The sequence below is a fragment of the Xanthomonas bromi genome, from assembly GCF_900092025.1.
In the GTDB taxonomy this organism is placed as follows: domain Bacteria; phylum Pseudomonadota; class Gammaproteobacteria; order Xanthomonadales; family Xanthomonadaceae; genus Xanthomonas; species Xanthomonas bromi.
Genome location: NZ_FLTX01000006.1, coordinates 1 through 21,538, shown reverse-complemented (window position 1 = coordinate 21,538; position 21,538 = coordinate 1). Strand labels below are relative to the sequence as shown.

The window sequence follows — 21,538 nt, the reverse complement described above, 5'->3', positions numbered from 1 at the left end:
GACCATATACCACCAAAAAAATGCCACCGCAGTGCGGTGGCATGTGTGTTTTCAAACGCTCTCAGCCTTCAAGGGGCCGCCGCCGGTTCAATCCGCCCAGCGCCCCGGCGCGGTCGACTTCGGCAGCACCTCGACAGAGAGCGGCTGATCCTTCGACAGCAGACCCAGGGCATCGGCCAGGATGGCGGCCGATTCGTGCAACAACGGATCCGGACGCTTTTCGGCGGCCTTTTCGCGTGCAGTGTCCTTGACGATGTCGCGCTCGTTACCGGTCAGCCCGTCGTCGCTGTCTTCGGCAAGCGGATCCAGCGGCAGGCCGAGTTGCTTACGAATTTGCTGGCGATCCTTGCGCTGCTGATCCTGCTTCTGGCGCTCGGCAACGCGCTCGGCTTCGTTCAACGAAATGTACTTCTTGGCCTTTTCATCGCGGAACTGCTTGACGTCCTCTTCCCACCACTGGAACTCCTTGTCGGTGGCGATGCGCGCCGTGTGCAGTGCCTGCAACTTGGGCAGCAGCGGCGCGAAATTGCCGTACTGTGTATGCGGCGCAGCGGCGATGCGCGTCCACGGCAATGCATTGTCGTAGGTGCTCTCGCCGAACTCGGTGGCATCCACGCTGGCCGGGAAAGCGATGTCCGGTACCACGCCCTTGTGCTGGGTACTGGAGCCGCTGACGCGGAAGAACTGCGCGATCGTCAGCTTGACCTGCCCATAGCGCTGCCCCTCGGCAGCCGGCCAGCGGTCCAGGTCGACGATGTTTTGCACGGTGCCCTTGCCGAAGCTGGTTTCGCCGATCACCAGACCGCGACCGTAATCCTGGATGGCACCGGCAAAGATCTCCGATGCCGACGCCGAGCCGCGGTTGATCAACACGCTGAGCGGGCCGTCCCAGGCAACCTTGGGATCGCTGTCACCATTGACGGTCACGCGCCCGCCGGATTCGCGTACCTGCACGACCGGCCCCTGCTCGATGAACAGGCCGGTGAGTTCGATCGCCTCATCGAGCGAGCCGCCGCCGTTGTTGCGCAGATCCAGCACCACGCCATCGACCTTGTCGGTCTTGAAGCCGGCCAGCAGCTTGGCGACGTCGCGGGTCGCCGACGCGTAATCGGTTGCATTGCGACGACGTCCTTCGAAATCCTGATAGAAGCCCGGCAGCTTGATGATGCCGATGCGGCGCTGCGGCTCGGTGCCCGTGGCCGGCAATGTAATGGTTTCGCCCTTGGCAGCCTGCTCGGCCAGACGCACCTTCTGGCGGGTCAGGGTCACGGTGCGGTGCTTGCCGTCGATGCCCGATTCAGCCGGGATGTACTCCAGGCGCACCTGGGTGTCCTTGCTGCCGCGGATCTTGGCCACCACGTCATCGATGCGCCAGCCGATCACATCTTCGATCGCGCCAGTCTTGGCCTGACCTACACCGACGATACGATCGCCCGGCTTGAGCGTGCCGTCCACCGCCGCCGGACCGCCGGGGATCACCTCGCGGATCACCACCATATCGTCCTGCTTCTGCAACTGCGCGCCGATGCCTTCCAGCGACAGCGACATCTGCTGGTTGAACGTCTCGGCCGTGCGCGGGGTGAAGTAATCGGTGTGCGGGTCCACGGCGTTGGTATAGGCGTTGACGAAGAACTGGAACACGTCTTCGCCCTTGAGCTGCTTGACCGAATCGGCCAGCGCCGCGTAGCGCTTATCCAGCGTCTTGCGGATGTCGTCGGGCTTCTTGCCGGCCAGTTTCAGGCGCAGCCAGTCGTTCATGACCGACTGGCGCCACAGCACGTCCAACTGCTTGTCGTCAGCAGCCCACGGCACGTCCTTGCGGTCGTATTCGAACTTGTCGCTACCGTTGAAATCGAAGTCCTGCTTGAGCAGGTCGCGCGCGTACTTGACGCGTTGATCGACACGCTTCTTGTAGACCGAAAACACCTGGAAGGCCGGCTCCAGATTGCCGCCGCGCAGCGCATCGCCAACACCCGCCTGCAGCGGCGCGAAGCCGTCGATGTCGGCCTGGGTGAAGAATTGCTTGCCGCCGTCCAGCGTTTCCAGATAGCGCTTGAACACATCCTTGGACATCGCCTCGTCCAGCGCGCGCGGCCGATAGGCGTAGCGGCTGTCGGAGAGCAGGCCGTAGACGAGCTTGGTGGCCGTCGCCTGGTCGGGCGTGGCGGCGGCAGGCAGCGCGGTGTCGGCGCGCGCGAGCAAGGCCATCGGAGTGGTCAACACCAGCGCCAGCAGGCCGGCCTTCATGGACGCAGAAACGTTGTAGGTCATCGAATGGCTCTCGGCACAAGGCCGATGAAAGGAAGGCGGTGAACGGATCGGACAGCATGACAGTGCCGAAAGTTGCTGGCGTTGTCATCCACTGCTGAATCAGCCTAGCGCCGGGCCTGTAGCGGATTGTGAACGAGACCGTACCCTGCGGCTGCGCGCCGCATGGCCCAAAGACGACTCGGCCCCGCGCAGTGCACAGGGCCGGATGGGTTGTTCAACTGAAAGCCGAGGCGTGACCGGCCGAGAAAAAATCGCGGTGCTCGGCGAATCGTGTCATCACAGCAGGCGGGACCTGGCGTTCCGGCGTACCGATGAAGCGACCAATACAGTTGGCTGATTCGAACTTTCGCCTGGGCGGTCATCCCACCGCCTGTCGCTGACTCAGGCAGCGACGCCGGCGCCAGCGGCCTGCCGATCGGCGTGATACGAGGAACGCACCATCGGGCCGGAGGCGACATGACTGAAGCCCAGCGCGTTGCCGTAATCTTCCAGCGCTTTGTATTCCTCCGGCGTCCAATACCGCATCACTGGGTGATGGTGCGGCGTCGGCTGCAGGTACTGGCCGATGGTGATCATGTCCACATCGTGCGCGCGCAGGTCGCGCAGCGTGGCCTGCACCTGCTCCATCGTCTCGCCAAGGCCGAGCATGATGCCGGACTTGGTGGCGATGGCCGGATGCTGCGCCTTGAAGCGCTGCAACAGGGTCAGCGACCACTGGTAATCCGCACCGGGGCGCACGTTCGGGTACAGGTCAGGCACCGTTTCGATGTTGTGGTTGAACACATCCGGCGGGCTCAACGCCAGGACCTCCAGCGCACGATCCATCCGGCCCTTACCACGGAAATCCGGGGTCAGGATCTCGATGCGGGTGTTGGGCGAACTGGCGCGGATGGCAGAGATGCAATCCACGAAGTGCTGGGCACCCCCGTCGCGCAGATCATCGCGGTCCACGCTGGTGACCACCACGTACTTCAAGCCCATGTCCGCCACCGTGGTGGCCAGGCTGGCCGGCTCGTTGGCATCCGGCGGCTTGGGCCGGCCATGCGCCACATCGCAGAACGAACAGCGTCGCGTGCACACCTCGCCCAAAATCATGAAGGTCGCGGTGCCGTGGCTGAAGCACTCGTGGATATTCGGGCAGCTGGCTTCTTCGCAGACCGTGACCAGGCGGTTTTCGCGTAGCTTGGCCTTGAGGTTCTGCACCGCATTGCCGGACGGAATCCGCACACGGATCCACGATGGTTTGCGCAGCACCGGCGCATCCACAAATTGCACCGGCGAACGATTGATCTTGTCGCCACCGATCTGCTTGACGCCGGTCTGCAGCGGCGCAGGCGCGGCGGTGTCGCCGGAGACGACCTGCAAGGGAATGGAACGGGCGATAGGCTGGGTCATGGCAGTAACGGGCGCTCAGGCCGGAAGCGAAAGGTCGGGCAATGCGGAGGCGGGCTGCAGCGTCAGGCCGAACTGGCATGCCAACTGCTGGAGCAGCACAGCCTTGACGGCCTCCATCCCGGAGGGGCCGCCCAAGTCTAGCACCGAGGTCACCTGCAGGCCCTGGTAGCCGCAGGGGTTGATGCGGTGGAACGGCTCCAGGTCCATCGCCACGTTGAACGACAAGCCGTGGAAGGTGCAGCCACGGCGCACCCGGATGCCGAGTGCGGCGATCTTGGCCCCGCCCACGTAAACACCTGGGGCGCCGTCACGCCGCTCGGCCACGATGTTCCATTCGTCCAGCGTGTCGATCAGCGCCTGCTCGATCTTGCACACGTAATCGCGCACACCGATCTTGAGCCGGCGCAGATCCAGCAGCGGGTAGACCACCAGTTGGCCGGGACCGTGATAGGTGACCTGCCCGCCGCGATCGACCTGCAACACCGGGATTTCGCCCGGTGCCAGCACATGCTCGGGTCTGCCTGCCTGGCCAAGCGTAAACACCGGCGCATGCTCGACCACCCACACCTCGTCCATCGTGTGCTCATCGCGCGCATCAGTGAAACGCTGCATTGCGCGCCACACCGGGGCGTAGTCCTGCGGGCCGAGGTCGCGCAACTGCGCAGGCAGACCGACCGAGGAACTGCTCACAGGCTCGGCCGCTACAGCGTCCACTTCACTTCCGGATGATCGCGCAGCGCCTGATGCGCGGCTTCGAACTGCTCCCGGCTGTCGGCGCGAAAGCCAATCTTGACCGAGACATATTTGCCGCTGGACGAATGCTTCCAACTCACGCTTTCCTGCAGCAGCTCCACGCCGGTGGCGGCAAGCAACCGCGGGAGCTCGGTTTCCAGCCCGCGCTCGGCCGTACCCATGGCGCTGAGCTCGAAAGTACCGGGAAACTGAAAGCCGTGATCGGGGTTGTCGGTGCTGATATCCATCCTTCCATTATCGGGCCGGCGATGGGCAAACCCAAGCCTTTGCAACCGATCAGTCCGCCTGGCTCGTCAGCACCGTCAGCACGCAAGCACCAGCAAATTTTCCGCAATGTGATGCAAATACACTGCTCGAATAAACACAGCGATATATACGTAGCGAGTCGGTAGTAGCGAGCCGAAGCGGTAGAGAATGCGAACTCGGCTACTCGCTTCACACAGCGCAGCAGGAGACGTAGGCACCTTTCTGAATCCGCCATCCTCCCCAGGCCCTCCATGTTCCGACCCCGCGCGCTGTCAGCTGCCTTGTTGCTTTCTCTTTCCGGGCTGTCGCTGCCGGCGCTGGCGGCGGATCAATGCGATTCCAGCCGGCTCGGGCGCACGCCGCCTGCGGTGAATTTTCGGGTCGATAACGACTTGTTCGGTGGCGAAGACCAGGACCAGGGCTATTCCAACGGCGCGGTGCTGACGCTGGTCTCGCCCAATCTGGTCGATTACACCGACGACCCCTGCTTGCCGCGTACCGCGCGGTGGGTCAACAGCTACCTGGAACGGCTGCATCCGGGCGAGTTCGACCAGCAGAACATGGTGTTTTCGATCGGACAGGGGATCTTTACCCCGACCGATTACACCCGCCGCGATGCAATCCCGGAAGACCGTCCGTATGCGGGCATCCTGCTGGCGAGCTTCGGCTACAACGCGCGCAACGATGCGCACCTGCGTACCACGCAGCTCCAGATCGGCGTCGTCGGTCCGTGGGCATTTGCGAAGGAGGCGCAGGATGCGATCCACGATGCGCTCGGGGACGAAAAATTCCAGGGCTGGGACAACCAGTTGCACAACGAGCCGCTGATCAACCTGGTGCACGAGCGCATGCACCGCTGGCCTGCCGACGCGAGCGGCAATGCCGATGGGTTCGGCTGGGATTTCATTTCGCATTGGGGTGGCGCGGTGGGCAACATGGCCACGCATCTGAATGCCGGCGGCGAAGCCCGCTTCGGCTGGAAGCTGCCCGACGACTTCGGCAGCACGCCCACCCGGCCCGCGGGTGAAAACACCGCCCCCAGCCGGCTCGGACGCGCCAGCGGCTGGTCTGGCCATCTGTTTGTGACCACCGATGCACGCTGGGTAATCCGCGACATCACGTTGGACGGCAACACGTTCCGCAACAGCCACAGCGTGGACAAACGCCCGTTCGTGGGCGATGTGGGCTACGGCCTGGCGGTAATGTACGGCCGCTGGAAATTCGCCCTCGCCCGTTACCACCGCACCCGCGAATTCGAGACCCAGCGCCAGACGCCGGTGTATGGCAGTTTCACGATTAGTCGGATGCTTTGAGGGCTGGGATTTGGGATTTGGGATTAGGGATTAGGGATTCGTAAGAGCAGTCCGCGTGACGCAGTTCCGACCGCCGCTTTTGCGAATCCCAAATCCCGAATCCCTACCCAAAGAAAAGCCGGCTTTCGCCGGCTTTTCTTTGGATCACTCCGATTTCCACCACATCCAGAACGCGTCCCAGAGGCGCTTGAAGAATCCGCCCTCTTCGACCGCGTTGATGGCGACCAGCGGGGCCTGGGCGATGACCTTGCCGTCCAGGCTCACCTCCACCGTGCCGACCTGCTGGCCCTGCTTGATCGGTGCCTGCAGATTCTTGGGCACTTCCATACTGGGCTTGAGGTCGTTGTAGCGGCCGCGCTGCAAGCTGACAAGCAACGGCTGTGCCACACCGAGCTGCACGTCGTCCTGCTGGCCCTTCCAGACTTTCTGCTTGGTCACGACCTTGCCGGGCGCGTACAGGCTGTGGGTCTCGAAGAAGCGGAAGCCCCAATTGAGCAGGGCCAGGCTATCGGTGGCGCGCTGCTCTTCGGAGCTGTCGCCCATGACCACGGCGATCAGCCGCTGGTCGCCACGCTTGGCAGAGCTCAACAGGCAGTAGCCGGCCTCGGAGGTGTGGCCGGTCTTGATGCCGTCCACCGCCGGGTCGCGCCACAGCAGCCGGTTGCGGTTGCTCTGCTTGATGGTGCCGACCTGGAATTCCTTGATCTTGTTGTAGGCGTAGGTCTCCGGGTAATCGCGCACCATCGCACGGCCCAGCATGGCCAGATCGTAGGCGGTGGAGTGGTGCCCTTCGGCGCTCAGGCCATGCGCGTTGACGAAGTACGAATTCTTCATGCCGATCTTGGCGGCATAGCTGTTCATCAGCGAGGCGAAGGCTTCTTCGCTGCCAGCCACATGCTCGGCCAGCGCGATGGCGGCATCGTTGCCGGACTGGATCGCCATGCCCTTTTCCATGTCTTCCAGACGCGCGGTCTGGTTGACCGGGAAGCCGCTGTAGCTGCCGTCAGTGCCGGCCCCGCCCTCGCGCCAGGCACGCTCGCTCATCATGACCTGGTCGTCGCGCTTGACCTTGCCGTTCTTGATCTCGGCAGCGACCACGTAGGACGTCATCACCTTGGTGATGCTGGCCGGCGCCAGTTGCTGGTGGATGTTTTCACCGGCCAGCACCTGTCCGGTGGCGTAGTCCATCAGGATCCAGGACTTGGACACGGCCGGTGCCGGCGCCGGCGGCACCGGCAAGGCGGCCGGGGCGGTAGCCACGGCGGGAGTCGGCTGCGGCGCAGGTGTCTGGGCGCAGACCAGGCCGAAGGCGAACGTGGCCACGGCAGCGGCGGCGAAGCGGAATTTCATTGAAGAACGACTCCTGACGGGCCCGAAAGCTGGGCAATGCGAAATTGTAAGGCGCCAGGACGATCTGGGCGACGCATGGCAGCTTGCACGCGCTTGCGCAGTTCAGCGATGGCGGTGGCTAAGGCGCACCGTCGTGGCGCATGCAGCGGGACTGGATGGCGACGACAGGCAGCGCGCCTGGCCTGCATCGGGTTCGACCGACGGGCTGCTGCGTGCTCGGTCGGTATCCGGGCGCACACGCCACCCTGGGAGCCGGGGCACAGGGCGGGCGCCAGGCAGATGCTGGTCTGGTCGTCACCGCGTCCGCCTTGCGGCGCGCGATGTTGGCTTCGCTGCTGCTAACCGCTCGTGCCGTTGCGAGAAGGGTCCCTACGCTGTGCGCGAAAGGCCAAGGCATTCACGCACTATTGGTCAGCGCAATGACCGACCCATTCGCGCTCAATTGGCAACGATCTGCGGGCGGCCGAAGCCCAGACCGGCGATGCGCTGGGCAATCTCCGAGGCGTTGGCGTGGTCGCGTGCATTCACGCGCAGCCGCCACAGGGTGCGCCCGCCGCTGACGATGTCGCTGACGCTGGCGCCGGCAATCCCCGCCGAGGCCAGTTGCGACAGTGCGCGATTGGCGTTTTCGCGGCTGGCGAAGCTGGCGACCTGCAGCAGGATGTCGCCGAGCGCAGCTTCCGCCACGCTGGGGGCCTTGGCGGGCACTGGCTCGGCCTTGAGCGGACGCGAAGCAGTGCTCTCGGACGGCTTGACCGCCGCGACCGCGACCGGCGTCGCTGCCGCGGGCACGGCGGCAGATGCTGGCGACGTCGGTCGCGGGGCCGCTGCGGTCGGCTTGCCGGTAGCCACACGCACGCCCTGCGCTTTCATCCAGGTATCGAAGTTGTCGGCATTGCCGGGATGGCGCGAGTCGGCAACGCGGTAGCGCCAACGCTCGCCAGCCGCAATGACCGGCGCGCTGGCAGTGGGTGCAGCGGCGGATGCGGCAACCGCGGCGCCGGCACCTGTCGCGACTGCACGCGGCGGCACGGTGCGGGTGGGCAGACGTTGCACCAGTCCATCGATCTGGCTGGCGCTGGCAGCCGGCCGCACCGTGGCGACTGCGGTAGTCACCGGTGCCTGGCCATTACGACGCTTGGCGAGCAGATTGCCGTTGTCCGCTTCGGTCAGACCGCGGACTTCGACATTGCCGGTGCCCTTGCCGGTGATACCCAGCTTGACCGCCGCCGCGTAGCTCAGATCGATCACGCGGCCGTCGTGGAACGGGCCGCGGTCGTTCACGCGTACCACCACCGACTGCCCGGTGTCGGTGTTGGTGACCAGCGCGAAGCTGGGCAACGGCAAGGTCTTGTGCGCGGCGGTGAAGGCATACATGTCGTAGACCTCCTTATTGGAGGTCAGCCGGCCATGGAACTTGTTGCCGTAGTACGAAGCCGTGCCGCGCTCGACATAGTCGCCAGGGTTGTCCATCACCACATAGCGCTTGCCCAGCACTTCGTAGGGCGAGCGATTGCCCACCTCCGAGCGCGGCTCGTTGGTGACCAGCGGTTCGGGGATGCAGGCCACATTGGGCACATGCTCGGGCGTGGTGTCTTTCACGCCGGGCTTGTACAAGCCGCCGGCGGTGTAATCGCCGCGTGTGGACGGGTCTTCCTTGGCAGCCGCGTACGGCGAACTGGATGGGCAACCGGTGGCGACATACGCCGGCCCCTTGCCTTCGACCTTCACACCCTTGACCGCGCCGCTGCCGGTGCTGCCGGCGGTTTTCTTCGGTGCGCTGCTACAGGCCGCCAGGCCGAGCATCAACGCCATCGGAATCAGCCACTTGGCGCCTGCAATGCTGTTCATGCCGGGGGTAACTCCTTGCCGGCGATGGCCTCGGACAGCTGGAACACGGCCATCGCATACATCTTGGAAATGTTGTACCGGGTGATCGCATAGAAGTTCTGGAAGCCCAGCCAATACTGCTTGCCGTTGGCGTCGTCCAGGCTGATCGGTGTGGCGGTGCTGCCGGCCACCACCGGTGCGCTCGGGTGGTACCCGCGCGCCGACAGGTCGGCCAGCGTGTACACCGGCGACCAGTCGGTGGGATTGAATTCTTCGTGCCCGGCGGCCAGCGTGGCCGGTATCGCGACCTGCCCGCCCCGCACCCAGCCGCCCTTCTTGACGAAGTAGTTGGCGATCGAGGCAAACATATCGTTGTAATCGGTGAACAGGTTGCGCTTGCCATCGGCGTCGCCATCCGCGCCGAACTGGCGATAGCTGGACGGCATGAATTGCCCCATGCCCATCGCACCGGCGTAGCTGCCGATCAACGTGGTGACGTCGAGTTGCTCTTCCTTGCCGAGCGCGAACAACTGGCCGAGTTCATCGCGGAAGAACAGTTCGCGGCGCACTTCGCGTTCGAGCTTGGCCGGGTCGCCGCTGCGCGGGTAGCGGAACGCCAGCGTGTACAGCGCATCCAGCACGCGGTATTTGCCGGCGTTGCTACCGTAACTGGTTTCCACCCCGATGATGGCCACGATCACCTGCGCCGGCACGCCGGTGGCGGCTTCGACCTTGCTCAGCTCGGCGCGATGTTCGGCGAGAAACTTGCGGCCGCCGTCGATGCGCGCCTGGGTGATGAACATCGGCCGGTATTCGTTCCACGGCTTGACCCGTTCGGCCGGACGCGACATCGCAGCGACAATGGCGTCCTTGAATTGCGCCTGCGCCAACGCCGCTTCGATCTGCGCCGCGTCGATGCCGTACTTGGCCGAGGTGTCGCGCACGAAATTGGCGCGGGCGATCTCGAACGGGACCGGGGTCAGGTCAACCGGCGGAAGCGCGGGCGCTTCGGCAGCGGCACTGGCCGGCGTGGCTGACGCCGCTGGCGCAATCGGCGGCTTGGCCGGTGGCGCGCTGGCAGCCGGTGGCGGGGACGGAGGGCTGGGCTGGGTCGCGCAGGCGACAAGGCCGAGGGTGAGCAGACAGGTCAGTGTGCGTCGAATCATGGGTTGAGGGTAACAGACATCGGATGAACTTTTGGCAATAAGGCTATGAAACACAAAGACTTTAGCCAAAGTCAAGATTACAGCGTTTGCAGTCAGGGATTCGGGAGGTGGAATTCGGGATGCGGTAGCGTCTGCAGGCGAAAAGACGCTGCACGCCACGCGCTGGCGATGCATGGGGCTACAGACCCATGCGGCATGTTCAAAAGACGCGTTCGCGGGCCACGCGTCAGTACCCGTGCACCGGTCGATGCGTTTTGACCGCCATCACCAGCCCCAGGCCGGCCAGCAACGACACCGCCGAGGTACCGCCGTAACTCATCAGCGGCATCGGCACGCCCACCACCGGCAGCAGGCCGGAGATCATGCCGCCGTTGACCAGCACGTAGACGAAGAACGCAAGGCCGGTGGCGCCGGCAACCAGGCGCGAATAGGTGTCGCGCGCCTGCGAGGCGATCCACAGACAGCGGCCGATGACGATGAGATACAAGCTCAACACGGTGGCCACACCGATCCAGCCGAATTCTTCGCTGAGCACCGAAAACGCAAAGTCGGTGGTCTGTTCGGGAATGAAGTTCAGATGCGATTGCGAGCCTAGACCCCAGCCCTTGCCGTTCAACCCGCCCGAGCCAATCGCAATCTTGGACTGGATGATGTTCCAGCCAGCGCCAAGCGCGTCGTTCTCGGGATTGAGGAACATCATGATGCGATCCTTCTGGTACGGCCGTAGCAGCCAGAACCACGCCACCGGCGCAGCCGCAGATACACCGCCCACACCGATCGCCACCCACCACCACGGCAAGCCGGCCAGCAGCAACACGAATACGCCGCTGGCAGCGATCAACACGCCGGTGCCGAAGTCCGGCTGCAGCATGATCAGCGCGGTGGGTACGCCGATGATCATGCAGGTGACCAATACGGTGGAGATGCGCGGCGGTAGCGGCATGCGGTGCAGATACCAGGCCGCCATCATCGGCAGGCTGATCTTGAGCAGCTCGGCCGGTTGCAGATAGAACACTTTCAGATCCAGCCACTGCCGGCCGTATTTGCCGGTACCCAGTGCGAAGACCGCCAGCAGCGGCAGCATCGACAAACCGTAGACCCACGGTGTCCAGGCGCGCAGGCGCAGCACCGACATGCGCGAAATGCCCCACATCGCCGCCGCCCCGATGATGAAGCGGATGCATTGGGCCACCATCAGGTGCTCGCCGTTGGCAGTGCCGCCGGCGCTCTTGAGCACCGACAGGCCGATCACCATCAGCCCGCCCAGCGCCAGGCACAGCACCCAGTCCAGGCTGCGCGTCAAGCGCGCGGCCATGTCCACCAACCAGCGCAGGATGTCGCTCAATGGTCGGTCTCCTGCACCGCGTCCGGCACATCCGGTACGACCGGTTGCGCGGGCGTGTTGGGGTCCAGCGCGACGGCGGTCTGGCCGATCACCACCGGCAATTCGTCCAGCGTGGCAGCGGCAGCGTCGCCGGCTGCGCGCGCGTCGGTGACGCCGGCTTCGAACTGATTGACGCCCACCGCGGTCATGCCGAGCTCGCTGTCCAGCGGCTCCAGGCCGGCCGGCATCTTGCCCAGCAGCCAGGCATCGAAGATCTTGCGCGCGATCGGCGCCGCCGAGCTGGTGCCGAATCCGCCGCCTTCCACCGCCACCGCCACCGCGATGACCGGGTTGTCGGCCGGCGCGAAGCCGACGAACAGGCCACGGTGGCGCAGGTGCATCGGCAGGCTGCGCGGGTCCACGGCGGCCACGCCCTTGCGGCTGACCACCTGTGCGGTGCCGGTCTTGCCGGCCATCTGGTATGGCGCGCCAGGGGTAATCGCATAGCCGGTGCCGCCGGGCCGCATGGTGTCCATCATGCCCTCGCGCACGACCTGAAGATGTGCCGGATTCGGGCTGATCGGCTTGCCCGGCGGCTGGATCATCGGCTCCCAGGGATGATCGAAGCCGGTGCGTTCTTCCAGTACCAGATGCGGACGCAGCAGCAGGCCGCTGGCGATCGCCGAGACGCCGCGCACCAACTGCAGCGGGGTCACCTTCCAGTCGCCCTGGCCGATGGCGATGTTGACGGTGTCGCCGGGATACCAGCGCTCCTTGCGGGTCTTGTACTTATAGGCCGGCGACGGCAGGATGCCGCCGATTTCGCCCAGCAGGTCCACCCCGGTCGGCTGGCCGAAGCCGTACTCGCCCAGGTAACGGTCGAAGCGCTCGATACCCATGTCCACCGCCAGGCGGTAGTAATAAGTATTGACCGACTGGGCGATGGATTTGCGCAGATCGGTCCAGCCATGGCCACCGCGGTGCGAGTCGCCCCAGCCGCGGCTGACACCGGGCAGGTAGAACATGCCGGTGGACAGCACGCGGTCTTCCGGCCGGCGCAGGCCGCTATCGAGCCCAGCCAGCGCAATCAGCGGCTTGAGCGTGGAGCCCGGCGCCACGCCGCCCAGCACCAGCCGGTTGAACTGCGGCCGCGACGGGTTGTCGTTGAGCATCTTGAAATCGGTGTGCGAGATGCCGTTGACGAACAGGTTGGGGTCGTAGCTGGGCAGGCTGACCATGCCCAGGATCTCGCCGGTACGCGGGTCCATCGCAATGGCCGCGCCTTCGTGCTCGCCGAACGCGGCCACCATCGCGCGCTGCAGGTCGGCATCCACCGACAGGCGCAGGTCCGCCCCCGACTGCGGCGCGACCCGGCCGACGGTGCGGATCGCGCGGCCCTGCACATTGGTCTCGACCTGCTCGTAGCCGACCTGCCCGCGCAGATCCTGTTCGTAGTAGCGCTCCAGCCCGGATTTGCCCATGTGGGTGAGCGCGGCATTGCCCTCGCCCAGCACCGCCAGGTCTTTTTCGTCGATGCGGCCGACGTAGCCGATGATGTGCGCGAACAACGGGCCGTAGGGATAACGCCGGGTCAGATATGGCTCCAGCTCCACACCGGGGAAGCGCCAGCGCTCCACCGCAAACTGCGCCATCTCTTCGTCGCTCATGCGCAGCTTGAGTGTCACCGGCAGGAAGCTGCGCCGTGCATGCCGCTCGCGGTTGAAGCGCTCCAAGTCCTCCGGCGAGATCGGGATCACCTTGCCCAGCGCGTCCAGCATGGCGTTCATGTCGGCGACCTTGTCCGGGGTCACGTCCAGACGGAACGCCGGCACGTTTTCGGCCAGCAGCCGACCGGTACGGTCGTAGATCATGCCGCGCCCGGGCACCACCGGCTTGGGCTTGATGCGGTTGGCTTCCGAGCGGGTGGCATAGACCTCGTGGTCGAGCACCTGCAGCTTGAAATACCAGCCGCCCAGGCCGACCAGGCAGATCACCACCATCACAAACCCCAGCACCGCGCGGCGACGGAACTGTTCGGCCTCCGCATGCGGATTCTTGGGTTGGCGCCGACCGTGCATGGGCTAGTTCTTGCTCCGCTTGCCCAGGCGCACCGCATCCAGCAAGACGAACAGCGGCGGCCACAGCGCCATGCCCAGCAGCGGCGCCCACCAGTAACTCCACGGCAGGGTCGGCTCGCCGACCGCCAGATGCACAGCAGAAGACACGATGCGGTCGTTGAGCAACAGCCCACCGATTGCCAGCGCCTGTTGCGACACCGGGAAGAACCGCATCCGCGCGCGGAAGCGCTGCAGGATGAAGGTCATGATCACCAGCCGCAGCGCCTGCTCGCCCAGCAGGCCGCCGTAGAGCAGATCGGCCAGCACGCCGGCAACGAAGGCCACACCCAAGCCCACCCGATCCGGTTCTTCGATGACCCAGTAGGCCAGCACCAGCGCCACCCAGTACGGGCGCAGCGGCTGCACCACCGCCGGCAACGGCAACAGACCCAGCACCAGCGCGATGACGATGCTCGCCGGCAGGATGCAGGTGTTGCGCATGCGGGTCACTGGTCCGTCTCCGGTGGAGACGGACGGGAATCGGGAATCGGGAGTCGGGAATCGGCAGGAGCGGTGCTCCGCGGCGGTGAGGCGTTGCGGTTGCCTGTTCCGGATTGTCCATTTACTGCCGCCCGCGAGCCCTGCGTTGACGCCGGGCGGGAGTCGGGAGTCGGGAGTCGGGAGTCGTTAGAAGCAGCGCCACGCGTCGGTGCGGTGGTTGGCGCCCGACCCGCTGGCGCTGGCGCACTGCTGCCGTTCCTGGTTCCCGAGTTGCTAGTCCTCACACCTGCTGGCTGCGCGCCGGACGCGGCAGGTACCGGCGTCGGTTGCGAGCGGGGTGCGGTCCCGATGCCCGCTACCGTACGGGCCGGATCGACCACTGCATTGGAGCCGTCGGCCGCCGGAGTGCGTGGTGTCGCGGTCACGGGCGCATTTACTGGCGCAGCGGCGTTGCCGTTGCCCCTCCCGATTCCCGATTCCCCATTCCCCATTCCCGCCACCCGCAGCGGCTTGCCGGCGCGCAGCAGCAACACGTCGCGGCCGCGGTCGAGCTTGGCGGCCGGGGTCAGTTCGCCCACCAAAAAGGCATGGGTGTCGTCGGGATGCAGCTCGGAGACCTTGCCGACCGGGAAGCCGGCCGGGAAGCGGCCGCCCAGGCCGGAGGTGACGATCTCATCGCCCACCTGCACGCCGGCGCTGAGCGGGATGTCGCGCAGTTCCAGGCGGTCGCCGCGGCCGTAGACGATCAGGCGCACACCGTTGCGCGCCACGCTGACCGGCACCGCATGGTCCGGGTCGGTGAGCAGCAGCACGGTCGAATGCAGCGGGGTCACTTCGATCACCTGGCCCATCAGCCCGCCGGCATCGATCACCGCCTGGCCCAGCAGCACGCCATCGCGGCTGCCGGCATCCAGCAGCAGGCGCTGGCGGGTGGGGTCCAGGTCGATATCCAGGATCGGCGCCAGCTGCACGTCCAGGCCGCGGCGTTCGGCCACGTTGAGCAACTCGCGCAACTGCGCATTGTCCAGCGCGGCGGTCTGCAGCCGGGTCAGGCGCGCGTTGGCCACCAGCAGTTGGTTACGCAGGTCGCGGGTCTCTTCCACCAGCTGCGCATGGGTTGCAGCGTTGTCGCGCACCTGCGAGCCGATCCGCCCCGGCAACCCGGCCACCGCCCAGATCGGCTGGATCAGCAGATTGGCCTGCATGCGCACCTGGCTCAGCCAACCGCCACGGCTATCGAGCGCAATCAGCACCACCGCCAGCACCAGATAGACCAGCAGCCGCAGCGTGGAGGTGACTTCGCCCGGACGGGAGGCGACGGGAGGACCGGCGTAGGAGGGCACGTTCAGGGCCGGGAATGGGGAATCGGGAATGGGGAATCGGGAATGGGGAATCGGTGGGCAGTGTGCTGCCCACGGAAGGACTAGGGGCGACACGAACGGGATTGCGCAGTAACCGCGCAAGGCCGAAGGCGGGGAGCCGCACGACGATTCCCCACTCCCGATTCCCCATTCCCAGCTCCATCACTCCGGCGCGAAGAACTCATTGCCGTGCATGTCCACCAGCTCCAGCGCCCGGCCGCCGCCGCGGGCCACGCAGGTGAGCGGGTCGTCGGCCACCTGCACGTGCAGGCCGGTTTCTTCGGAGATCAGACGGTCCAGGTCGCGCAGCAGCGCGCCGCCGCCGGTGAGCACGATGCCGCGCTCGGCAACGTCGGCGCACAGTTCCGGCGGGGTCTGCTCCAGCGCCAGCTTCACCGCCGAGACAATGCCCGACAGCGGCTCGTGCAGCGCTTCGAGCACTTCGTTGGAGTTGATCTTGATCATCTTCGGCACGCCTTCGGCAAGATTACGGCCGGAGATTTCCATCTCCTGCACCTCGTCCTGCGGGTAGGCGCAACCGATCTGCAGCTTGATGCGCTCGGCGGTGGCTTCACCGATCAGCATGCCGTGGTTGCGGCGCACGTAGTTGGTGATCGACTCGTCGAAGCGGTCGCCGCCCACGCGCACCGACTGCGAGTAGACGATGCCGTTGAGCGAGATCACCGCCACTTCGGTGGTGCCGCCGCCGATGTCGATGACCATCGAGCCGCGCGCTTCGGTCACCGGCATGCCGGCACCGATGGCAGCGGCCATGGGTTCTTCGATCAGGTACACATCGCGCGCACCGGCCTCTTCCGCCGATTCCTTGATCGCGCGGCGCTCCACCTGTGTGGAACCGGCCGGCACGCACACCAGCACGCGTGGGCTGGGGCGCAGGAAGCGCGACTTGTGCACCTTTTTGATGAAGTGCTTCAGCATCGCTTCGGTGTAGGTGAAATCGGCGATGACGCCGTCCTTCATCGGGCGAATCGTGGTGATGTGGCCGGGAGTACGGCCGAGCATCTGCTTGGCCTCTGCACCGACCGCGGCTACCGAGCGCGTGCCGCCGATCGCGCGATCCTGACGCACCGCCACCACCGACGGCTCGTTCAGCACGATGCCCTGTCCGCGTACGTAGATCAGCGTATTGGCCGTGCCCAGATCGATGGACAGGTCGTTGGAGAACATGCCGCGCAGTTTCTTGAACATCGAGGGAGTTGTTCCTGGGTAAGTCGCGTGCCCGCCGCCAGACTGGCGAAATTTTGGGCAGAAAACGAAGTCCGCTAGCCTAGCAATCCCCCCCGGTACGGGCAAGGAAAAATCGGTGATTGCGCATCCGTTTTCATGTGCCGGTCACGCCGGGCATGGCATGCGGTTCTGGCCCTGATCGGTCGCAGCCGTTACCCTTTGCGCCGCGGCGCTCGCGTCGTCCCGCTGCCATGCCCGGCAATTGGCGGATTTTCCTAACGCAAAGGCCCGACTCGATGTCCGCACTGATCTGTGGTTCCCTCGCCTACGACACCATCATGGTGTTCCCGGACCAGTTCAAGAACCACATCCTGCCGGACAAGGTGCACATCCTGAATGTGTCGTTCCTGGTGCCGCGCATGCGCCGCGAGTTCGGCGGCTGCGCCGGCAACATCGCCTACAACCTGCATCTGCTCGGTGGTGCGCCGATCCCGATGGGCACCGTGGGCCAGGATTTCGGCCCCTACCGCGAACATTTCGAGACGCTGGGCATCGACCTGTCGCGGGTGAAGATCATTGAGGACCTGTTCACCCCGCAGGCCTTCATCACCACTGACCACGACAACAACCAGATCACCGCCTTCCATCCGGGCGCGATGATGCGCAGCCACGAAAACCACGTGAGGGATGTGCCGGGCGTGACCCTGGGCCTGGTCGGCCCGGACGGACGCGAAGGCATGATCCAGAATGCGGAAGAGTTCGCTGCCGGCGGTATCCCCTTCATCTTCGACCCCGGCCAGGCGATGCCGCTGTTCAACGGCCCGGAGCTGCGCCAATTCATCGAGCAAGCCCAGTACGTGGTGGTCAACGACTACGAGTCCAACCTCTTGCAGGAGCGCACCGGCTGGGACGAAAAGGACATCGTTTCGCGCGTGCAGGCCTACATCACCACCCAGGGCCCCAAGGGCGCACTAGTGCATACCCCCGAGAAGACCTACGACATCCCGCCGGCGCATGAACGCCGCGTGGTCGACCCCACCGGCTGTGGCGATGCGTTCCGCGCCGGCCTGATCTACGGCATCCAGGGCGGCTACGACTGGCTGACGATCGGCCGCATGGGCAACCTGATGGGCGCGCTGAAGGTCGAACATCCCGGCACCCAGAACCAGCGCTTCGACTTCGCCGAATTCAACGACCAGTTCAAGCAGCAGTTCGGTTACGCGCTTTGAATTTGCGCTGATCGCGCACCGGCGGCGCCCCGGCCGTGCGCCGCACAGATTGAATCCTCCCCTCCTTCTACGGGTGGGAGAAGGTGCCCCAACGGGGGGATTTTAAAACGTCGAGTTGCGATACACGCTGCGCCAAAATAGCTTTCCGGTATCCTGCTACGACAGGATGCTAAAGCGTCATCTCTTGGCACGCAGCTTAGCAGGAAATCGCACTTATTCTTTCGTTAACAAAGGAAATACGATGAAACACAGTAAATTTCTGCTAGTCATTGCAATTGCCACTGCTACCTGACCACCAGCAGCTGCAGCTGCACAGTTAGGTAGTACGCAGCCAGTGAGCGTCAGTCCCAGCCAACTTGAACTGCAGGTCCAACAGGCATGGCAAACAGAGCTTGTAAGGTCTGATACGCCGACGACCGGATGCTTTCACGCCAAATACCCAAGCATGATTTGGGAGTCGGTACCCTGCAACGCATTGCCACGTCGAAACCACCCTTTACCAGTCGGTAAAATGACCACTCAGGGCGCCGCTGGACGAACGGCACTTCCAGATGTCGTCGGTGCAACGCAAGGCCCCGTGAGCTACGCGCTAAGAGGGCATGGTCTTATTAGCGAGGCGGCGGGAAGTTTTCCGACGGTAACCGGGCTGAAGACCGTAAACAATGACTCTAGTCCGGATGAGTATAGTGTGCAGCTGAATACTAATTACGATGGAACAACGTCAGCGTGCCAAAATAATTCGGGCTGCACAGTATGGGAACAATTCCTCTACGGGAACGATGGCCCCGCAAACTCAGCATACGTTTTAATCGAATACTGGATGATAAACTTCGGCAGCACATGCCCGCACGAATGGAGCAGCGACGGAGACACTAGTTGCTTCAGGCAAAGTAAAGCGGTACCGACGCCGCATTACCCAATCGGACAACTACCTAACTTCCGATTGACGGCGAGAGCGGCCGCCAACGGCAACGATACCGTGATTTTCACAAATGGTGCTGATGCCTACAGCGTAAGCGCGAAAGGCAATATTCTCAACATCAGTTCCGTATGGACGCAGGCAGACTTCAATGTCGACGGCAGCAATAGTGGCAAGAAAGCATACTTCAATACAGGCACATCAATTACCACAAAATTGGTTGTGAAGGATGGGACAACCCTGTCGCCCATGCGCATCAGTGACGGCGGTACGACTGCTGAGATTAACAATCTCATCCTGGGTGCCTGCGCTGTGTCAGCAGGCATCATGCCCTCAATTGAATTTACCGGGAAGCTCTGAGAGACAACTCGAAGTCGGCATCAGGATAGATCGGGCGTAACCAGACCAATACATCGATTCGACCGTTCCGCCAGTGGGTATAGCTCTGCCTGACAGCTTGACGCTGTTGAGAGTCGATAGGGATTCGTACGAGAAACATCCAATTCGTCGGCAGCTCATTAATTGCTAAGCGACACCAGTGTCCCAAGAAAGGCTAGGCCTAGGCGATTGGCATTTCTTGCTGTTAAACGATTAAGAAATTTACTGCAAGAGTACTCAAGCAAGCTACCCACATTCGCTGGCTCAAGCTCGTCTGGCGCGAGCCAGGCGATTTAACCCTCTCGTTCGATGTTGCCGCTGCGCTGGTGTCTTTCAGTGCAGCGCGCTGCTTGAGCTCATAGACAACAATCCGCAGACGTAGAAAACGAGTGCCCGAAAAGACTTCGGCACTCGTTGCCTCGCATTCGCAATGCCTCAGCCAGGGAAAGCCGGGAACTTCTCATCCGGATGCTTGGCTTTCCATTCCTTGTAAGAAGCACTGCCCTGCCAGATGGTGAAGGCTTTGGGCGGACGGCCACGCCCTGACCACGTTTCTTGGTTGTGTGGCAGCCAATACTTCGGCGCCACTTCCTTCTTTGGGGAAGCAGCTTTTTTCGGCTTAGCCACACCAGCACCGATCAGAGCCGCAATTTCAGATTTTTGCTTTGCACTGAAATGCTCGGTGTATTGGTCGAGCAACTTGACGATCTCTGAATAGGCTTCAGATGATTGCTGCTGGCGTAGCTGAGCTTCCTGCTCTTCCAACTTCCGAATTTCTTCTGCCAATTTTTCTTTAGCAGCGGCAAGGGCACTCAAAGACGCGGTTGTCATTCAGGACTGTTCCAAGCGGTTGATTAGCAAATTATTCGTGAGAAATCTATTGCAGTAAAGCTGCACGGCGACCTATCGACAAGCTCTACTATTCTATCGTATTGCTCGCAGCGCCTTCTATCTTTTTTGGATATCGGGAGGGCATGAGGCAGGTCGGCCTCCTCAACTTGAACAGCTTGACTACTGGAACAACCCTTGAAAGCATGTAGGTCAAGACAGGGGGTGTCTATGGATAAAGCAAGGGATCGTCGAAGCGACCAGGACTACACGTCCCAGGAAGTGGCGGACCTGGATGTGTCTGCTCGCCGAGCATTGAAGCCTCATTTACGTTGCCCTTACTACGAGGCAACGGCTCATTTCAGGTTGGCGTCCAGACCCAGTCCGAGGCGACGCAGCAAGGCCGCTTATTCTACGCCCTACCCCACGGAGACGAGTGCGGCATCCCCCGAAGTTATGGTGATCCATGGGAGGACGACGATCAGACGTTGCGATCGACATCGCTGGTAAGCCTCATCCAGGGTGCCAAGCTCATCGTTTATCCGGGCGCACCGCACGGCTTGACTGAAACCTACAAAAATCGGGTAAACCAAGACCTGATGACTTTTAATCAGCAATTAATCGCTAAGCCAGTGGCCGGCAGGACGAGCCGGCCGCTTTTTTGTGTCTAGGCCAGTTGGTTGAAGAAGTCTTTGAGCTCGCGGTCGTTACTTACGTCGTAAGCGAACAGATCAATTACGCCGGGTAGTTTCCGCATCAGCTCGTGCATACGCTCCTTCTGTTCCAGATACTCCTCATCCTCAAGAGCGGCTAACAAAACCCAGGAAGCATGCGTAAGCAGATGATGGAGCATGCAAGCGAGAGCAACGCCAAGTGGATATCGATGCGGCGTTCGAAGCGGATACGCAGCTTGCCCATGCCGGCAAACCAAGCGTGCGTGCGCTTGAGGACCCAGCAGTGCTGGGCCAGGCGGTCGTTGCGTTCGATGCCCTTGCGAGCAATCCGCGCAATGATGCCGCGCTGCTTGAGGGCGTTGCGGCAACGGTCGATGTCGTAAGCCTTGTCGGCATGCAGTTTGCGTGGACAGCGTCGTGCATGCCCTGGTTTTCCGCCGATCTCAGAATGCATCAAGCAACTCCTCGAAGACAACCGAGTCGTGTCGATTGGCACCGGTGGCGCCCACAGCCAGCGGCACGCCGTTGCGATCAACGATCAGATGCCGTTTGCTGCCGAGTTTGCCGCGATCGGTCGGGTTTGGCCCTGTATACGGGCCCCCCGGGGGGAGGCCACGCTGGCGGCGTCCAGACTTGCTTGGCTCAGATCCAGTGTGTCGGCGCGACGTCGCTCAGCCAGCAGCACTTGATGTAGACGATGCCACACCCCGTTGGCTTGCCAATCTGAACCGCCCCGGGAATCCCGGAGGCTCCAT

At 63.6% G+C, this 21,538-nt stretch carries 16 protein-coding genes and 1 pseudogene; 3 read left to right on the top strand and 14 right to left on the bottom strand.

The genetic code is table 11. The annotated features are described in order from the left end of the window. Positions 1 to 87: 87 nt before the first annotated feature. The 4 genes from XBLMG947_RS02380 to XBLMG947_RS02365 form a co-directional block, all read right to left on the bottom strand. Entirely contained in the window at positions 88 to 2,247 is a 2,160-nt protein-coding gene (locus XBLMG947_RS02380) for a carboxy terminal-processing peptidase (protein WP_181093056.1), read from the bottom strand. 405 nt (positions 2,248 to 2,652) lie between these two features. Then, complete coding sequence (gene lipA / locus XBLMG947_RS02375; protein ID WP_065466208.1) at positions 2,653 to 3,666, bottom strand: lipoyl synthase; 1,014 nt, start codon at positions 3,664 to 3,666, stop codon at positions 2,653 to 2,655. Between the two features lie 15 nt (positions 3,667 to 3,681). Next, positions 3,682 to 4,380, bottom strand: coding sequence for a lipoyl(octanoyl) transferase LipB (gene lipB, locus XBLMG947_RS02370; protein WP_065466207.1), 699 nt, complete (start codon positions 4,378 to 4,380; stop codon positions 3,682 to 3,684). Beyond that, positions 4,368 to 4,646, bottom strand: coding sequence for a YbeD family protein (locus tag XBLMG947_RS02365; RefSeq protein WP_065466206.1), 279 nt, complete (start codon positions 4,644 to 4,646; stop codon positions 4,368 to 4,370). The genes lipB and XBLMG947_RS02365 overlap by 13 nt, the downstream gene beginning before the upstream one ends. Positions 4,647 to 4,916: 270 nt before the next feature. Here XBLMG947_RS02365 and XBLMG947_RS02360 point away from each other — a divergent pair, with 270 nt between their 5' ends. After that, a complete protein-coding gene (locus XBLMG947_RS02360; RefSeq protein ID WP_065466205.1) occupies positions 4,917 to 5,978 on the top strand; it encodes a lipid A deacylase LpxR family protein in 1,062 nt (353 codons plus the stop codon). Positions 5,979 to 6,122: 144 nt separating this feature from the next. Here the strand turns inward: XBLMG947_RS02360 and XBLMG947_RS02355 are convergent, their stop codons facing one another. The 8 genes from XBLMG947_RS02355 to XBLMG947_RS02320 form a co-directional block, all read right to left on the bottom strand. Continuing rightward, positions 6,123 to 7,328, bottom strand: a complete 1,206-nt coding sequence (locus XBLMG947_RS02355; RefSeq protein WP_065466204.1) for a D-alanyl-D-alanine carboxypeptidase family protein — start codon at positions 7,326 to 7,328, stop codon at positions 6,123 to 6,125. A gap of 438 nt (positions 7,329 to 7,766) precedes the next feature. Continuing rightward, complete coding sequence (locus XBLMG947_RS02350; RefSeq protein ID WP_065466203.1) at positions 7,767 to 9,179, bottom strand: septal ring lytic transglycosylase RlpA family protein; 1,413 nt, start codon at positions 9,177 to 9,179, stop codon at positions 7,767 to 7,769. Further along, entirely contained in the window at positions 9,176 to 10,324 is a 1,149-nt protein-coding gene (gene mltB / locus XBLMG947_RS02345; protein ID WP_065466202.1) for a lytic murein transglycosylase B, read from the bottom strand. Before mltB ends, XBLMG947_RS02350 begins: the two co-directional genes overlap by 4 nt. A 226-nt stretch (positions 10,325 to 10,550) precedes the next feature. Continuing rightward, positions 10,551 to 11,669, bottom strand: coding sequence for a rod shape-determining protein RodA (rodA, locus tag XBLMG947_RS02340; protein ID WP_065466201.1), 1,119 nt, complete (start codon positions 11,667 to 11,669; stop codon positions 10,551 to 10,553). Continuing rightward, positions 11,666 to 13,726, bottom strand: a complete 2,061-nt coding sequence (gene mrdA / locus XBLMG947_RS02335) for a penicillin-binding protein 2 (protein WP_065466200.1) — start codon at positions 13,724 to 13,726, stop codon at positions 11,666 to 11,668. Before mrdA ends, rodA begins: the two co-directional genes overlap by 4 nt. Positions 13,727 to 13,729: 3 nt before the next feature. Continuing rightward, the gene (gene mreD / locus XBLMG947_RS02330; RefSeq protein ID WP_065466199.1) at positions 13,730 to 14,215 is read right to left on the bottom strand and encodes a rod shape-determining protein MreD; all 486 of its coding nucleotides are present in this window, start codon (positions 14,213 to 14,215) and stop codon (positions 13,730 to 13,732) included. Further along, positions 14,212 to 15,549: a rod shape-determining protein MreC gene (gene mreC, locus XBLMG947_RS02325; protein ID WP_065466198.1), complete on the bottom strand. Its 1,338-nt coding sequence runs from the start codon at positions 15,547 to 15,549 to the stop codon at positions 14,212 to 14,214. The genes mreD and mreC overlap by 4 nt, the downstream gene beginning before the upstream one ends. Before the next feature lie 180 nt (positions 15,550 to 15,729). Further along, positions 15,730 to 16,776 (bottom strand): rod shape-determining protein, encoded by a 1,047-nt coding sequence (locus XBLMG947_RS02320; protein ID WP_003482734.1) that lies wholly within the window; start codon positions 16,774 to 16,776, stop codon positions 15,730 to 15,732. A 275-nt stretch (positions 16,777 to 17,051) separates the two neighbouring features. On the opposite strand from XBLMG947_RS02320, the gene XBLMG947_RS02315 reads away from it, so the two are divergent. Next, positions 17,052 to 17,984, top strand: coding sequence for a carbohydrate kinase family protein (locus tag XBLMG947_RS02315; protein WP_065466197.1), 933 nt, complete (start codon positions 17,052 to 17,054; stop codon positions 17,982 to 17,984). Positions 17,985 to 18,495: 511 nt separating this feature from the next. Then, a complete protein-coding gene (locus XBLMG947_RS02310; RefSeq protein WP_245228094.1) occupies positions 18,496 to 19,263 on the top strand; it encodes a hypothetical protein in 768 nt (255 codons plus the stop codon). Positions 19,264 to 19,716: 453 nt separating this feature from the next. On the opposite strand, the gene XBLMG947_RS02305 is transcribed toward XBLMG947_RS02310, so the two are convergent. Both XBLMG947_RS02305 and XBLMG947_RS02295 read right to left on the bottom strand, forming a co-directional pair. Further along, positions 19,717 to 20,112, bottom strand: coding sequence for an H-NS histone family protein (locus XBLMG947_RS02305; protein WP_065466195.1), 396 nt, complete (start codon positions 20,110 to 20,112; stop codon positions 19,717 to 19,719). Between the two features lie 807 nt (positions 20,113 to 20,919). Further along, positions 20,920 to 21,538: pseudogene (locus XBLMG947_RS02295) on the bottom strand (IS5 family transposase); the annotation flags it as partial.

Bases quoted from the DNA above. Each gene is read 5' to 3' on its own strand.
- XBLMG947_RS02380 (WP_181093056.1), bottom strand. From the start codon at position 2,247: ATGAAGGCCGGCCTGCTGGCGCTGGTGTTGACCACTCCGATGGCCTTG.
- lipA (WP_065466208.1), bottom strand. From the start codon at position 3,666: ATGACCCAGCCTATCGCCCGTTCCATTCCCTTGCAGGTCGTCTCCGGC.
- XBLMG947_RS02365 (WP_065466206.1), bottom strand. From the start codon at position 4,646: ATGGATATCAGCACCGACAACCCCGATCACGGCTTTCAGTTTCCCGGT.
- XBLMG947_RS02360 (WP_065466205.1), top strand. From the start codon at position 4,917: ATGTTCCGACCCCGCGCGCTGTCAGCTGCCTTGTTGCTTTCTCTTTCC.
- XBLMG947_RS02355 (WP_065466204.1), bottom strand. From the start codon at position 7,328: ATGAAATTCCGCTTCGCCGCCGCTGCCGTGGCCACGTTCGCCTTCGGC.
- XBLMG947_RS02350 (WP_065466203.1), bottom strand. From the start codon at position 9,179: ATGAACAGCATTGCAGGCGCCAAGTGGCTGATTCCGATGGCGTTGATG.
- mltB (WP_065466202.1), bottom strand. From the start codon at position 10,324: ATGATTCGACGCACACTGACCTGTCTGCTCACCCTCGGCCTTGTCGCC.
- mrdA (WP_065466200.1), bottom strand. From the start codon at position 13,726: ATGCACGGTCGGCGCCAACCCAAGAATCCGCATGCGGAGGCCGAACAG.
- XBLMG947_RS02320 (WP_003482734.1), bottom strand. From the start codon at position 16,776: ATGTTCAAGAAACTGCGCGGCATGTTCTCCAACGACCTGTCCATCGAT.
- XBLMG947_RS02315 (WP_065466197.1), top strand. From the start codon at position 17,052: ATGTCCGCACTGATCTGTGGTTCCCTCGCCTACGACACCATCATGGTG.
- XBLMG947_RS02310 (WP_245228094.1), top strand. From the start codon at position 18,496: ATGACCACTCAGGGCGCCGCTGGACGAACGGCACTTCCAGATGTCGTC.
- XBLMG947_RS02305 (WP_065466195.1), bottom strand. From the start codon at position 20,112: ATGACAACCGCGTCTTTGAGTGCCCTTGCCGCTGCTAAAGAAAAATTG.